Origin of the sequence: Micromonospora sp. NPDC006431 (assembly GCF_042870725.1) — a bacterium.
Classification (GTDB): Bacteria; Actinomycetota; Actinomycetes; order Mycobacteriales; family Micromonosporaceae; genus Micromonospora.
This window is the reverse complement of the sequence record NZ_JBIAHQ010000001.1, coordinates 301,599-314,905: the sequence shown is the minus strand read 5'-3', so window position 1 is coordinate 314,905 and position 13,307 is coordinate 301,599. Positions and strand designations below refer to the sequence as shown.

Genomic DNA, 13,307 nt, shown 5'->3' with positions numbered 1-13,307 from the left:
GGAGGCCATACTGTGGGCCCGCTCACGACCTCTGCAATCATTCAGGCACGACGGCAACGCAGCCGCCACCTCCGCGTACCTCGCGGCGGTGCGGAACGGCGCCGGCGCTCCCGGGTCGGGTTCCTCCACGGACCCGGCTCACGCCGCGCGGCAACCCTCACCGGGGCTAGGCGCGGCCGCCAGGAACCAGCCCGGCTCGAGCCGGGCGGCGCACGATGTGCGCGGCACGGGTCACCCCCGGCGCCGGCGCAGACCAGACAGGGAGAGACGGATGGCAAAGGGCGACCCCGGGGTCACCAGCCGCGGCCGGCGGGCCGCACCCCGTTCCAAGCGTGCCGCCGCAGCAGGCGAGCCGGAACTCGTACAGCTGCTCACGCCCGAGGGCGAGCGGATCGAGAGCGCACTCGGCCCGGACGGGACCGAGTACCGCGTCGACTTCACCGACGAGGAGTACCGCGGGCTCTACCGCGACCTCGTGCTGGTCCGCAAGCTCGATGCGGAGGCCACGGCGCTGCAGCGCCAGGGCGAGCTGGGCCTGTGGGCCAGCCTGCTTGGCCAGGAGGCGGCGCAGGTCGGCTCCGGCCGCGCGCTGCGCACTCAGGACATGGCCTTCCCCACCTACCGGGAGCACGGCGTCCTCTACTGCCGGGGCATCGACCCGATCATGCCGCTCGGCCTGTTCCGCGGCGTCGACCAGGGCGGCTGGGACCCGAACGAGTTCAAGTTCAACATGTACACGATCGTCATCGGGGCGCAGACCCTGCACGCGACCGGGTACGCCATGGGTGTCGCCATGGACGGCAAGACCGGCAGCGACGACGGCGAGGCGGTGATCGCGTACTTCGGTGACGGCGCCACCAGCCAGGGCGACGTCAACGAGGCGTTCGTCTGGGCCAGCGTCTTCAACGCCCCGCTGGTCTTCTTCTGCCAGAACAACCAGTACGCCATCTCCGAGCCGCTGGAGCGGCAGACCCGCGTCCCGCTCTACCAGCGGGCGGGCGGCTTCGGCTTCCCCGGCGTCCGGGTGGACGGCAACGACGTGCTCGCGTCGTACGCGGTGACCCGGCACGCGCTGGACAACGCGCGACACGGCCAGGGCCCAAGCCTGATCGAGGCATACACCTACCGGATGGGGGCGCACACCACCTCCGACGACCCGACCCGCTACCGGATCGCCAGCGAGGTCGAGGCCTGGCGGGCCAAGGACCCGATCGCCCGGATGAAGGCGTTCCTGACCAAGCAGCGGATCGCCGACGAGTCGTTCTTCGCCGAGGTCGACGAGCAGGCCCGCGCCGAGTCGGTGCACCTGCGCGAGCGGGTGCTCGCCATGCCGAACCCGGAGCCGGTGACCATGTTCGACCACGTCTACCCCACCGGGTCCCCGGAGCTCGACGAGCAGCGGGCCCAGTTCACCAAGTACCTGGAGTCGTTCGAGGGGAGCGCGCACTGATGGCCACGGAGACGCTCACCCTCGGCAAGGCCCTCAACGCCGGCCTGCGCAAGGCCCTGGAGCACGACCCGAAGGTCGTGATCATGGGCGAGGACGTCGGCAAGCTCGGCGGCGTGTTCCGGATCACCGACGGCCTGCAGAAGGACTTCGGTGACCAGCGGGTGATCGACACCCCGCTCGCCGAGTCCGGCATCATCGGCACCGCGGTCGGCCTGGCCATCCGCGGCTTCCGGCCGGTCTGCGAGATCCAGTTCGACGGCTTCGTCTACCCGGCGTACGACCAGATCGTGTCGCAGGTGGCGAAGATGCACTACCGCTCGCAGGGCAAGGTCCGGATCCCCATGGTCATCCGGATCCCGTACGGCGGCGGCATCGGCGCGGTCGAGCACCACTCGGAGTCGCCCGAGGCGTACTTCGCGCACACCGCCGGCCTGAAGGTGGTGACCTGCGCGAACCCCCAGGACGGCTACTCGATGATCCAGCAGGCGATCGCCTCGGACGACCCGATCGTGTTCCTGGAGCCGAAGCGGCGCTACTGGGAGAAGGGCCAGGTCGACGTCGACGCCCCGCTGGCCGAGGCGTACCCGCTGCACGCCGCCCGGGTCGCCCGGCCGGGCACCGACGCCACCGTGCTGGCGTACGGCCCGATGGTCCGCACCGCCCTCGACGCGGCCACCGCCGCCGCCGAGGACGGCCGGGAGTTGGAGGTCATCGACCTGCGCTCGCTCTCCCCGCTGGACCTGACCTCCGCGTACGAGTCGGTGAAGCGCACCGGGCGGTGCGTGGTCGTCCACGAGGCCCCGGGCAACCTGGGTCTCGGTGCCGAGATCGCGGCCCGGATCACCGAGGAGTGCTTCTACTCCCTGGAGTCCCCGGTGCTGCGGGTTACCGGCTTCGACACCCCCTACCCGGCCGCCCGGGTGGAGGAGGAGTACCTGCCCGACCTCGACCGGGTGCTCGACGCCGTCGACCGCACCTTCGGCTGGTGAGCGCGATGTCCCGGATCAAAGAGTTCAACCTCCCCGACCTGGGCGAGGGCCTGACCGAGGGCGAGATCCTCGCCTGGCTGGTCAAGGTGGGCGACGTGATCGAGCTGAACCAGCCGATCGTCGAGGTGGAGACCGCCAAGGCGGCGGTCGAGATCCCGGCGAAGTGGGCCGGCCAGGTGCAGGCGATCTTCCACCCGGAGGGGGCCACCGTCGAGGTCGGCACCCCGATCATCGCGATCGACACCGACCCGGGCGCCGGGCCGATCGAGGAGTCCACGACCGCCGGCCTGCCCACCCCGTCGGCGGCCTCGCTGGCCGCCGTCGAGATCGCGCCCGAGGAGGGCATGGTCGAACCGGGCCTGATCGGCGGCGCGGCACCGGGCGGGCGGACCGCCGTGCTGGTCGGCTACGGCCCGCGGAACGCGCCGGCCAAGCGCCGGCCGCGCAAGGGTGCCGTCCCGGCCCAGGCCGCCGCGGCCCCGGTCCAGGCCGCCCCGGTTCCGGCTCCGGTGTCGCCCGCTCCGGTGGTGAACGGCACCGGCCGGGCCGGTGGGCCGGTGCTGGCCAAGCCGCCGGTCCGCAAGCTCGCCAAGGACCTCGGCGTCGACCTGGCCGCGCTGGCCGGCTCGGGCCCGCTGGGCTCGATCACCCGGGAGGACGTCCAGCGGGCCGCGTCGGCCCCGGCGGCGGCCGAGCCGCTGACGGTCGCGGCCCCGGTGGCCGCGAGCTTCGGCGCCGACCGCGAGCAGCGCATCCCGGTCAAGGGGGTACGCAAGCTCACCGCGGAGAACATGTCCCGGTCGGCGTTCACCGCGCCGCACGTCACCGAGTTCCTGACGGTCGACGTGACCCGGGCGATGAAGGCCCTGGACCGGCTCCGCGAGCGGCGCGAGTGGCGGGACGTCCGCGTCTCGCCGCTGCTGCTGGTCGCCAAGGCGGTGCTGCTGGCGGTCAAGCGCCACCCGATGGTCAACTCGGCCTGGGCCGGCGACGAGATCGTGGTGAAGGACTACGTCAACCTGGGCATCGCGGCGGCCACCGAGCGCGGCCTGATCGTGCCGAACATCAAGGACGCCGGCCGGCTCTCGCTGCGCGAGCTGGCGGACGCCCTGACCGCGCTGGTGCAGACGGCGAAGGCCGGCCGCACCTCCCCGGCCGACATGTCCGGCGGCACGCTGACCATCACCAACGTCGGCGTCTTCGGCGTCGACACCGGCACGCCGATCCTGCCCCCGGGCGAGTCGGCCATCCTCGCCTTCGGCGCCGTACGGGAGCTGCCGTGGGTGCACAAGGGCAAGGTCAAGCCCCGCCTGGTCACCACGCTGGGCCTCTCCTTCGACCACCGGATCATCGACGGCGAGCTGGGCTCGAAGTTCCTCCGCGACATCGGGGACTTCCTGGCCGATCCGGAGGCGGCGCTGCTCGCCTGGACCTGACGGTCCACGACACCAGGCAACGGCCGGTGTGCCACGGGTGAACGCCCGGCACACCGGCCGTTGCCGTTTGGGGGACGAAATCGTCGGCGGCGGAAGGGAGGCGGCCTACGATCCTTCGGCGCGTGGCTCAGCTCACCTAATAATCGATGGAAGCTGGCCGCGTTACGTGCTTCAATAAGAGACATCAAGGGGCTGACAACCGAATAGCCAGGAGGAGAGACCCAGATGAGCATGATCGAGCGAATCCGCACCCGCCGCGACGCCAACCGCCGCGCCCGCGCCATCGAGCAGGCGCTGCGCTCCGCCAACTCCCCGGCGGTCCGCGAGGAGCTTCTCGCCATCGCCCAGCGTCACATGAGCTGACGCCCCCAGACTTTCCTCACCTCCTCCAGTTCGAAGACCCGCCCGGTCACCCCGGGCGGGTCTTCGGCGTTTCACGTCGATTGGCACCGGGATTCCACCTCGCCGCACCGCCCGGTACGGTGGGGCTCGGTCGCCACCCGCCCGCCGCTGGACCGATCGCACTGACAGAAGCCGATCGACAACATCCGGTCACGGTAAGTGGCGACCGGGGCTCCCCCAGGCGCCTCCGGGCGGCCACCCGATACGGTGCGGGGAGCCCGCACGGCCGGTTACCCGCCGGCAACGCCGGCAACCGGCCGACGGTCCCGATCGGTATCGGTGGCCGACATGTGATGGAGGAGGCGTACCCATGACGTCCGAGGCCCCGAACCGCCCTGGCCAGGAGCCGGGCGAGGCGTCGTCGGGCGCCGGCGGACCGGCACCGTACGGCGACCGCCCGGCGCAGCAGGGCAACGGGTACGGCGGCGCTCCCGACCTCGGCTGGGCACCGCCGCCACCGGCCGGGCGGCCCGCCCCGTCGGCCCCCGCCTGGGGCGCACCGGACGACCAGCCCGCCGCCTGGGCGCCACCGGGTGGCCAGGCCGCCGGCCGGGCCACCGCGCAGGTGCCGCCGCCCGCCGAGGGTTGGGGTGGCCCCGCGCAGCCGGGCTGGGGAGCCCAGGAGCAGGCCACGCCCGACTGGACCGCCGCCCCGCAGACTGCCTCCCAGGAGCAGGGCGCGCCCGCCTGGGCCGCCGGCCCGTCGAATGCTTCCGCCGAGCCCGGCCCACCCGCCTGGGGGGCCGCGCCGGGCGGGCCCGCCTGGGCCGCCGCCGCTCCGCCGGCCGGTTCGCCCGGCGAGCAGCCGGCCTGGGCGCAGTCCGGTGAGGCGGGCGCCCGCGGCGCCGCCTCGGTCCCCGCGCCGGCCACGGCCCCGCACGAGGCGTGGGCCACCGGCCAGCAGGACGACAACCCGGCGCGCTCGGACGGCTGGCCCGCCGCGGCCAGCCCGCAGGACGACCGCTCCGGCGGCTGGGCCGTCGGGACCGGCGCCCAGCAGCAGGACGACCCGAACCGCTCGGGCGGCTGGGGCACCGCCCCGCAGGAGGACCAGCCGGCCTGGGGCCAGCCGGGCGAGCACGGCACCCCCGCCTGGTCGCCCGCCGAGCCGCCCGCCCGCGCCGCCGCCAAGGTCTCCGTACCGGGTGTGCCGGCCGAGAACGCCTGGCCCGGCCAGGACGACCCGGCCCGCTCGGGCGGCTGGGACACCGGAGCGGCCGCCCCGCACGACGACAACCCGGACCGGTCCGGCGGCTGGGCCGCCGGCCGGGCCACCGAGGCCGGCCAGCAGCCCGGTTGGGCCTCCGCCGCCGTCCCGCCGCCCGGCGACCGGCCCGAGTCCGGGGCCTGGCCGTCGGCGGAGTCGCCGGCCCGGGCCAGCGCCTCGGTCCCGTCCCCCGACTCGCCGGCCTGGGGCGACAACCAGGACGGCCCCGCATCGTGGACGCCCGAACGACCGGCCATTCCGGACGCCGCACCGTGGGCGCCCGGCGAGGCGTGGGGCCGGGCCGCCGAGGCCCAGCCCGAGGAGTCGCCGATCTACCAGCCGGCCCCGGGTCCGGGCATCTCCCCGGCCAACGCCGTGCCCCTCCCGCCGCAGGAGCAGCGGGTGCCGGGCGCCGCGCTGGCCGCGGCGCCGCCCGCCGACTACGTGCCTCCCGCGCAGTTCGCCCCGACCGACCGGGACCCGTACGAGGCGGAGCAGTCGGGCGGCTGGGGTGCGCCGGAGTCGGCGCACGACGAGCACCAGTCGCCGGCCGGACCGGTGGTGCCGGGTCCGCGTACCTCACCGGAGGCAGGCGGTCACGTCTCCGCCAGCGCCTCGGTGCCGGTGACCAGCCGGGTGACGCCCCCGGCCGACCAGGCCCTGCACACGGCCGGCGTGCCGGCCCCGCAGCCCCGGGTGTACGGCCGGCCCACCCGCCCCGAGCCGGAGGAGGCCCCCGGAGCGGACGGCTTCCCGGAGCCGGGCCCGCGCTTCGACGAGCACGGCCCGCTGTCGCGGACGGACGAGCCGGACCGTCCGCACGGCTTCGCCGCGGCGCCCCCGGTGCCGTCCGCCCCGCCGTCCTCGCCCGCTGCCCCGCCGCCGTTCCCGCCCGGCGTGCCGTCCTTCGCCAACCCGCCCGGCAGCACCCGCCCGGTGAACGGGGTGCACCCACAGAACGACGGGCACGCCGGCGGCCAGCACGACCCGTACGGCGCTCCCGGCGGTCACCCCGACCCGTACGGCGCTCCCGGCGGTCACCCCGACCCGTACGGCGCTCCCGGCGGTCACCCCGACCCGTTCGGCGGCACCGGCCCGAGTGACCCGTACGGCGGGCCCGGCGGTCCGCACGACCCGTTCGGCGGGTCGCCCGCCGGCCCGGGTGACCCGTACGCGCCGGGGGGCGGTCGCGCGGCGGTTGCCGCACCCGGGCAGGGACCGATGGGCGAACCGGGCCCGGGCGGGTTCCCGCCCCCGTTCCCGCCGCCGCCCCAGCAGGCGCCGCCGGCCTGGCAGCAGGGCCCGGCCAACGAGCCGGAGCAGGGCCGCTTCGACGCGTTCAAGCCGGAGGCCGAGCCGAAGACCGAGGCGCCCACGCCGAAGGTCCGCAACGGCCGGGTGCTGGCGGCCGTGCTGATCGCGGCGGTGCTGATCCTCGCCGTCCCGCTCGGCCTGCTCACCCTGCTCGGCAAGATCGGCGGGGACGACAAGCCGGCTCCGTTCAACCCGGCCGTGGGCGCCTGCATCAAGCAGTCCGGCACGGGCGCGGCGGACGCCGACTGCGCCGAGCCGGGCGCGTTCAAGGTCCTCTCGAAGGTCGACAGCAAGGACCAGTGCGCCGAGCCGACGCAGCCGCACGTGGAGCTGCAGGGCGTCGAGGGAAACCGGGTGCTCTGCCTCAAGCCAGCCGGCAAGTAGCGGCTCTCCGACGGCGGGGTCACGGTGGTCCGTGGCCCCGCCGTCGTCCGTCCCGGATGTGATCCACCCCGCCGGGGGTGCCGGCCGAATCAGGGCCCGCGGTCCGGCAGACTGAAGGCATGAGCGCACGAGTACGGGCACCTGAGCTGCGCGGCCGGGGCTGGCTGAACACCGGCGGGAAGGCCGTCACCCTGGCCGACCTGCGCGGCAAGATCGTTTTGCTCGATTTCTGGACCTTCTGCTGCATCAACTGCCTGCACGTGCTCGACGAGCTGCGCCCGCTCGAGGAGAAGTACGGCGACGTCCTGGTCGTGATCGGCGTGCACTCGCCGAAGTTCGAGCACGAGAAGGACCCGGAGGCGCTGGCGGCGGCCGTCGAGCGGTACGGCGTGCACCACCCGGTGCTCGACGACCCCGAACTGGACATGTGGCAGCAGTACGCGGCCAAGGCCTGGCCGACGCTCTCGGTGGTCGACCCCGAGGGGTACGTGGTCGCCACCATGGCCGGCGAGGGGCACGCCGAGGGACTGGCCCGGCTGATCGACGAGCTGATCGCCACCCACGAGGCGAAGGGCACCCTGCACCGGGGCGAGGGCCCGTACGTGCCGCCGGCCGAACCGGAGACGACACTGCGCTTCCCCGGCAAGGCCGTCGTGCTCGACGGCGGCAACCTGCTGGTCTCCGACTCGGCCCGGCACTCCCTGGTCGAGCTGGCCCCGGACGGCGAGAAGGTGCTCCGCCGGATCGGTTCGGGTCCGCGGGGAGCCGACGACGGCCCGGCGGAGAGTGCCACCTTCTCCGAGCCGCAGGGGCTCTGCCTGCTTCCCGGGCACGTCGCCGAGGTGGCCGGGTACGACCTCGTCGTCGCGGACACCGTCAACCACCTGCTGCGCGGCGTGAAGCTGGCCACCGGCGAGGTGGTCACGGTCGCCGGCACCGGGCGGCAGTGGCGCTCGACGGTCGACGACCACGCCCACGACGCACTCTCGGTCGACCTCTCCTCGCCCTGGGACGTCGCCTGGTTCGACGACAAGGTCGTCATCGCCATGGCCGGCATCCACCAGCTCTGGTGGTTCGACCCGATCAAGCGGACCGCCGGCGTGTACGCCGGGACCACCGTCGAGGCGCTGCGCGACGGTCCGCTGCCGGACGTCTGGATGGCCCAGCCCTCCGGCCTCTCGGTCTCGGCCGACGGCACCCGACTGTGGATCGCCGACAGCGAGACCAGCTCCGTCCGGTACGTCGAGGCCGGCGTGATGCACACCTCCGTCGGGCAGGGACTCTTCGACTTCGGCCACGTCGACGGCCCGGCCGACCGGGCGTTGCTCCAGCATCCATTGGGGGTGTGCGCGCTGCCCGACGGTTCGGTGCTGATCGCCGACACGTACAACGGCGCGGTGCGCCGCTTCGACCCGGAGACTGAGCAGGTCGCCACGGTGGCGGACGGGCTGGCCGAGCCGAGCGACGTGGTGCTCACCGCCGAGGGTGCGGTGCTGGTGGTCGAGTCGGCCGCACACCGGCTGACCCGGTTGGCCCCGGGGGCGCTCACCGCGGCCGGCGCGAACACCGTGGACGGCCCCCGGCACAAGCTTGAGCGCAGGCCCACCGACGTGGCGGCCGGCGAGCTGACCCTCGACGTGATCTTCACGCCCGCGCCGGGGCAGAAGCTGGACGAGACGTACGGCCCGTCGACCCGGCTGGTGGTGTCGGCCTCCCCGCCGGAGCTGCTGGTCGAGGGGGCCGGTACGACCACCGACCTGTCCCGCCGGCTGGTGCTGAACGGTGCCGTGGCGCAGGGCGTGCTCCAGGTGACCGCCCAGGCGGCCACCTGCGACGCGGACGTCGAGCACGCGGCCTGCCACCTGACCCGGCAGGACTGGGGCGTACCGGTGCGCGTGGTCGACGGCGGCACCACCCGCCTCCCGCTGATCCTCCGCGGCCTCGACGAGGCCTGACCGCGCTCAAGATCCGCGCAGTTCCCGGAAACTGTCGCCTGCTCGCGAGCTGAGGGGACTCTTTCGCTGGAGTTGCGCGAATCTTGACGCGGGTGACGGGCGACGGGAGTCAGGCGAACGGGCGGAGGGGCACCCCGGCGTCGATGAGGGCGGCCCGGACCAGCTCGGCGCAGCGCACCGCGCCCGGGGTGTCCCCGTGCAGGCAGATCGACTCGACCAAACACGGGACGACGCTGCCGTCGACCGCGACCACGGTCCGCTCGGTGGCCATCTGGACCGCCCGGGCGGCCACCTGCTCCGGGTCGCTGACCAGCGCGTTGCCGGCGGTCCGGGGCACCAGTGAGCCGTTGGGCAGGTAGTTGCGGTCCGCGAAGCCCTCGGCCACCACGCGCAGGCCGGCGCCGACGGCGAGCTGGGCGAGCACCGAGCCGGGCGGGCAGAGCAGCGGCAGCTCGTGGTCGTACCGGCTGACGGCGGCAACCAGCGCGGCCGCCTGCGCCTCGTCACAGGCCGCCGCGTGGTAGAGCGCGCCGTGCGGCTTGAGGTAGCGCACCCGGGTGCGGAACAGCTTGCAGAAGGCGTCCAGCGCGCCGAGCTGGTAGATCGTCTCGTCGTGCAGCTCGGCGAAGTCGTACGCGATGTGTCGCCGGCCGAAGCCGGCGAGGTCCCGGTAGCCGACCTGGGCGCCGACCGCGACCCCGCGGTCGGCGGCGCCGGCGCAGACCCGGTGCATCGTGGACGGGTCGCCGCCGTGGAAGCCGCAGGCGACGTTGGCGGAGGTGATCAGGTCCAGCAGCGCCTCGTCGTCACCGAGCCGCCAGATGCCGAATCCCTCGCCGAGGTCAGCGTTGAGGTCCATGGAACGTCACCGTAGTCCCTGGTCGGGCCTGTGCGAGCGGCGTCACGTCGTCCACCACCCCGATCACCGGGTAGCCGCCGGTGGTCGGGTGGTCGGCCAGGAAGATCAGGGGTTGGCCGTCGGGCGGCACCTGCACCGCGCCGAGGACGAGGCCCTCGCTGGGCAACTCGCCGGGCACCGCGCGGGGCAGCGCCGCGCCGACCAGTCGCGCGCCGACCCGGTTGCTCGCCGGGCTGATCGCGTACGGGGTGGTGAACAGCAGGTCGAGGGCGGCCGGGGTGAACCAGTCGTGCCGCGGGCCGGGGCGGACGGCCAGCCGCACCTCGTCGGGGAGGGGCGGGGCGGCGATGACGTCCACCGGGGCGGGGTGGCCGGCGGGCCGGCCGAGGGGCAGCCGGTCGCCGTCGCGTACCGGGGGCGGGCCGAGGCCGGAGAGCGTGTCGGTGGCGCGGCTACCCAGCACCGGCGGCACGTCGATCCCGCCGGACACGGCCAGCCAGGTACGCAGCCCGGCGCGGGCGGGACCGATCCGCAGCACCGCCCCGGCGGGCAGGGACAGCGGCCGGCCCAGGTCGCCCGCCCTCCGGTCGGCGTGGACGTCCACCTCGGCGCCGGTGAGCGCCACGGTGACGGCCCGGGTGACGCGGAGCGCGCAGCCGGTCAGGGTGATCTCCAGTCCGGCGGCGGTCTCCGGGTTGCCGACGAGCCGGTTGGCCAGGCGCAGCGCGGCCGGGTCGAGCGCGCCGGAGCGGGGCACGCCGAGGTGGGCGTACCCGGGCCGGCCCTGGTCCTGCACGGTGGTGAGGGCACCGGCCCGAAGCACCTCGATCATGTGAGCCGGACCCGGGTGCCGGGGGTGAGCCGGGCCGGCGGGTCGGCGTGCACGTCGAAGAGCACCAGGTCGGTCCGTCCGACCAGCAGCCAGCCGCCGGGTGAGGCGGTCGGGTAGATCCCGGCGTACGGGCCGGCCAGCGCGATCGACCCGGCCGGCACGCGGGTACGCGGGGTGGCCAGCCGGGGCACGGCCAGTTCCGCCGGCAGCCCGGTCAGGTACGCGAACCCGGGCGCGAACCCGCAGAACGCCACCCGGAAGTCGGTACGCCGTAGCCGGTCCACCACGGCGGGCACGTCGACGCCCCAGTGCCCGGCGACGGCGGGCAGGTCGGCCCCGTCGTACACCGTGGGGACCTCGACCTCGGCGGCGGCGGCCGGGACGGCGTCGGCCCGCGGGGTCCACCCGGCGATCCGCGCGGCGGCCGCCTGCGGGTCCGGTACGCCGTCGAGCAGCACCGTGGCCGCCGCGGGGACGATCTCGACGGCGCTGAGTTCACCTGCCGCCCGCCGGCGCCACAGCTCGGTCCGCCACGCCTGGACCTGGTCGGGGTCGTCGCAGTCGAGCAGCAGGGCGTGGGCGCCGACGGGTCTGATCCGCATCCCGTCATCCTCGCGGATCATCCGTCCACCGGGGTCCGCCAGCCGTTCAGGAGGCGGGACGGTACGCACTACTTGTAGGTAACCTACGGTGTCGTAACCTATTTGGCGTGACCACCTCCGCACCGCTTCGGCTCAAGCCGGTCGACATCGGTAAACCCCGGATGCGCGGCTGGCTGCACACCTACGCGTTCTTCGTCGCGCTCGTCTGCGGCATCGTGCTGTGCTCCATCGCGGCCGCCCGTCCCGGCTGGGCACCCCTGGTGAGCTGCCTGATCTACAGCCTGACCGTGTGCGGCCTCTTCGGCACCAGCGCCCTCTACCACCGGCGAGTGTGGTCCGAGCGCGGCTACCAGATCATGCGCCGGCTGGACCACTCGATGATCTTCGTGTTCATCGCCGGCACGTACACCCCGTTCTGCGCGCTGTTGCTCGACCGACGTCCGGCCGAGATCATGCTCGCCCTGGTATGGGGCGGAGCGCTGTTCGGGGTGGCGCTCAAGATGATCTGGCCGCACGCCCCGCGCTGGGTCTCCGCGCCGCTCTACCTCGCGCTCGGCTGGGTCGCGGTGGCGATGCTGCCGCAGATCCTGCACGCCGGCGGGATCACCGCCCTGGTGCTGCTGATCGTCGGCGGCGCCATCTACAGCGTCGGCGCGGTCTTCTACGCGCTGCGCCGGCCGAACCCGTGGCCGACCGTCTTCGGCCACCACGAGTTCTTCCACGCCTGCACCCTGGCCGCCGCGATCTGCCACCACATCGCGATCTACTTCGCCCTGTTCGCCTGAGCGCGGTGGCCCGGCCGCCCGGGCGGCCCCGGAAACGTGCGAGGACCCCGCACCGGCGCGGCGCGGAGCCCTCGACGGTCTCGGAATGGCTCAGGCCGGGTAGCCCGGGCGGCGCACCTCGCGGTACTCCTCCCGCACGACCCGGTCGTCCTGCACCGGCACGACGGGCTCGGCGACAACCCGCTCGCGCACCGGCCGGGCGACCACCGTACGGCGGCGGTTGTTCCAGAAGTAGAGCGTGATGAGCAGCCCGACGACACCGGCGAGCATGAGCACCCAGCCCACGACGTTCAGGTTGAGCCATCCCAGGTTGGCGTCGATGGCGAACGCGAAGATCGCGCCCAGCGCGATGAGGAAGATGCTGGCACCGATGCCCATGACGTCGCCTCCTTGGCGTTCTGCTGGCGTTTCCTACCGCCGCGGCCATGGCTGAGGTAGCGGCACCCATCGACTTACCCAGGCGGTCCGATCGCGAATCAGGCAAGCTGAGCCCATGACGGAGGGCAGGAACCAGGAGCGCACGTTGGTGCTGCTCCGGCACGCCAAGGCCGAACAGTCCCAGGACGTCCCGGACGCGGAACGCCCGCTGACCGCGCGGGGGCACGCCGACGCCGCGGCGGCCGGAGCCTGGCTGGCCCGGCACGCCCTCCTCCCCGACGTGGTGATCTGCTCCACGGCCCGGCGTACCCGCCAGACCTGGCACGGGGTGGCGCTGGGCATCACGGGCTCCCCGCCGGAGGGCGGACCGGCCGGCCCGTCGCCGGTGGTGCGCTACGCGGCTACCGCGTACGAGGGGCAGCCGGAGGATCTGCTGACCCTGGTCCGGGCGGTCCCGCCGGAGACCGGCACGGTCCTGCTGATCGCCCACAACCCGGGCATCTCGCTACTCTCGGCACTACTCGACCCGGAGCGGGCGGACCCGGACGGGCTGCGTACCACCGATCTGGTGGCGCACCGCCCGACCACCAGCTGGACGAACCTGGGACCGGGCGGCGCACCCATCACCGCCCGCCACACCGCCCGCGGCTGAGGCGCAGCGAAGGGCCCCTTCTTCACGCCTCGGATGAAGAAGGGGCCCCTCTCAGCACTGGT

At 74.3% G+C, this 13,307-nt stretch carries 12 protein-coding genes; 8 read left to right on the top strand and 4 right to left on the bottom strand.

Features of this window, described 5'->3' with window-relative positions; genetic code table 11:
• Positions 1 to 271: 271 nt before the first annotated feature.
• The 6 genes from pdhA (at position 272) to ACFYM6_RS01530 (ending at position 9,137) form a co-directional block, all read left to right on the top strand.
• Positions 272 to 1,450, top strand: coding sequence for a pyruvate dehydrogenase (acetyl-transferring) E1 component subunit alpha (gene pdhA / locus ACFYM6_RS01555; protein WP_387271204.1), 1,179 nt, complete (start codon positions 272 to 274; stop codon positions 1,448 to 1,450).
• Positions 1,450 to 2,439 carry an alpha-ketoacid dehydrogenase subunit beta gene (locus ACFYM6_RS01550; protein ID WP_387271202.1) on the top strand — a complete coding sequence of 330 codons (990 nt, stop codon included), beginning with the start codon at positions 1,450 to 1,452 and terminating at the stop codon, positions 2,437 to 2,439. The genes pdhA and ACFYM6_RS01550 overlap by 1 nt, the downstream gene beginning before the upstream one ends.
• A gap of 5 nt (positions 2,440 to 2,444) precedes the next feature.
• Positions 2,445 to 3,875: a dihydrolipoamide acetyltransferase family protein gene (locus ACFYM6_RS01545; RefSeq protein WP_387271837.1), complete on the top strand. Its 1,431-nt coding sequence runs from the start codon at positions 2,445 to 2,447 to the stop codon at positions 3,873 to 3,875.
• Positions 3,876 to 4,100: 225 nt separating this feature from the next.
• Positions 4,101 to 4,238 carry a hypothetical protein gene (locus ACFYM6_RS01540; protein WP_187413317.1) on the top strand — a complete coding sequence of 46 codons (138 nt, stop codon included), beginning with the start codon at positions 4,101 to 4,103 and terminating at the stop codon, positions 4,236 to 4,238.
• Between the two features lie 349 nt (positions 4,239 to 4,587).
• Positions 4,588 to 7,182, top strand: a complete 2,595-nt coding sequence (locus ACFYM6_RS01535) for a hypothetical protein (protein ID WP_387271200.1) — start codon at positions 4,588 to 4,590, stop codon at positions 7,180 to 7,182.
• Positions 7,183 to 7,301: 119 nt separating this feature from the next.
• A complete protein-coding gene (locus ACFYM6_RS01530; protein WP_387271198.1) occupies positions 7,302 to 9,137 on the top strand; it encodes an NHL domain-containing thioredoxin family protein in 1,836 nt (611 codons plus the stop codon).
• 109 nt (positions 9,138 to 9,246) lie between these two features.
• Here the strand turns inward: ACFYM6_RS01530 and ACFYM6_RS01525 are convergent, their stop codons facing one another.
• Genes ACFYM6_RS01525 through ACFYM6_RS01515 form a run of 3 tightly spaced genes read right to left on the bottom strand, consistent with a single transcriptional unit; the run spans position 9,247 to position 11,430 of the window.
• Entirely contained in the window at positions 9,247 to 9,996 is a 750-nt protein-coding gene (locus ACFYM6_RS01525) for a LamB/YcsF family protein (RefSeq protein ID WP_387271196.1), read from the bottom strand.
• Positions 9,980 to 10,828: a biotin-dependent carboxyltransferase family protein gene (locus tag ACFYM6_RS01520; protein WP_387271194.1), complete on the bottom strand. Its 849-nt coding sequence runs from the start codon at positions 10,826 to 10,828 to the stop codon at positions 9,980 to 9,982. Before ACFYM6_RS01520 ends, ACFYM6_RS01525 begins: the two co-directional genes overlap by 17 nt.
• Complete coding sequence (locus tag ACFYM6_RS01515) at positions 10,825 to 11,430, bottom strand: allophanate hydrolase subunit 1 (RefSeq protein WP_387271192.1); 606 nt, start codon at positions 11,428 to 11,430, stop codon at positions 10,825 to 10,827. The genes ACFYM6_RS01520 and ACFYM6_RS01515 overlap by 4 nt, the downstream gene beginning before the upstream one ends.
• 107 nt (positions 11,431 to 11,537) lie before the next feature.
• Between ACFYM6_RS01515 and ACFYM6_RS01510 the strand changes: the two genes are divergently transcribed.
• The gene (locus ACFYM6_RS01510) at positions 11,538 to 12,215 is read left to right on the top strand and encodes a hemolysin III family protein (protein ID WP_387271190.1); all 678 of its coding nucleotides are present in this window, start codon (positions 11,538 to 11,540) and stop codon (positions 12,213 to 12,215) included.
• A gap of 90 nt (positions 12,216 to 12,305) precedes the next feature.
• Here the strand turns inward: ACFYM6_RS01510 and ACFYM6_RS01505 are convergent, their stop codons facing one another.
• A complete protein-coding gene (locus ACFYM6_RS01505) occupies positions 12,306 to 12,593 on the bottom strand; it encodes a DUF6458 family protein (RefSeq protein ID WP_073835074.1) in 288 nt (95 codons plus the stop codon).
• A gap of 115 nt (positions 12,594 to 12,708) precedes the next feature.
• On the opposite strand from ACFYM6_RS01505, the gene ACFYM6_RS01500 reads away from it, so the two are divergent.
• Positions 12,709 to 13,245, top strand: a complete 537-nt coding sequence (locus ACFYM6_RS01500) for a SixA phosphatase family protein (protein WP_387271188.1) — start codon at positions 12,709 to 12,711, stop codon at positions 13,243 to 13,245.
• Positions 13,246 to 13,307 lie beyond the last annotated feature (62 nt).

What these genes read in the sequence shown, in the direction of transcription:
- pdhA (WP_387271204.1), top strand. Translation starts at nt 272, where the DNA reads ATGGCAAAGGGCGACCCCGGGGTCACCAGCCGCGGCCGGCGGGCCGCA.
- ACFYM6_RS01550 (WP_387271202.1), top strand. Translation starts at nt 1,450, where the DNA reads ATGGCCACGGAGACGCTCACCCTCGGCAAGGCCCTCAACGCCGGCCTG.
- ACFYM6_RS01545 (WP_387271837.1), top strand. Translation starts at nt 2,445, where the DNA reads ATGTCCCGGATCAAAGAGTTCAACCTCCCCGACCTGGGCGAGGGCCTG.
- ACFYM6_RS01540 (WP_187413317.1), top strand. Translation starts at nt 4,101, where the DNA reads ATGAGCATGATCGAGCGAATCCGCACCCGCCGCGACGCCAACCGCCGC.
- ACFYM6_RS01535 (WP_387271200.1), top strand. Translation starts at nt 4,588, where the DNA reads ATGACGTCCGAGGCCCCGAACCGCCCTGGCCAGGAGCCGGGCGAGGCG.
- ACFYM6_RS01530 (WP_387271198.1), top strand. Translation starts at nt 7,302, where the DNA reads ATGAGCGCACGAGTACGGGCACCTGAGCTGCGCGGCCGGGGCTGGCTG.
- ACFYM6_RS01525 (WP_387271196.1), bottom strand. Translation starts at nt 9,996, where the DNA reads ATGGACCTCAACGCTGACCTCGGCGAGGGATTCGGCATCTGGCGGCTC.
- ACFYM6_RS01520 (WP_387271194.1), bottom strand. Translation starts at nt 10,828, where the DNA reads ATGATCGAGGTGCTTCGGGCCGGTGCCCTCACCACCGTGCAGGACCAG.
- ACFYM6_RS01515 (WP_387271192.1), bottom strand. Translation starts at nt 11,430, where the DNA reads ATGCGGATCAGACCCGTCGGCGCCCACGCCCTGCTGCTCGACTGCGAC.
- ACFYM6_RS01505 (WP_073835074.1), bottom strand. Translation starts at nt 12,593, where the DNA reads ATGGGCATCGGTGCCAGCATCTTCCTCATCGCGCTGGGCGCGATCTTC.
- ACFYM6_RS01500 (WP_387271188.1), top strand. Translation starts at nt 12,709, where the DNA reads ATGACGGAGGGCAGGAACCAGGAGCGCACGTTGGTGCTGCTCCGGCAC.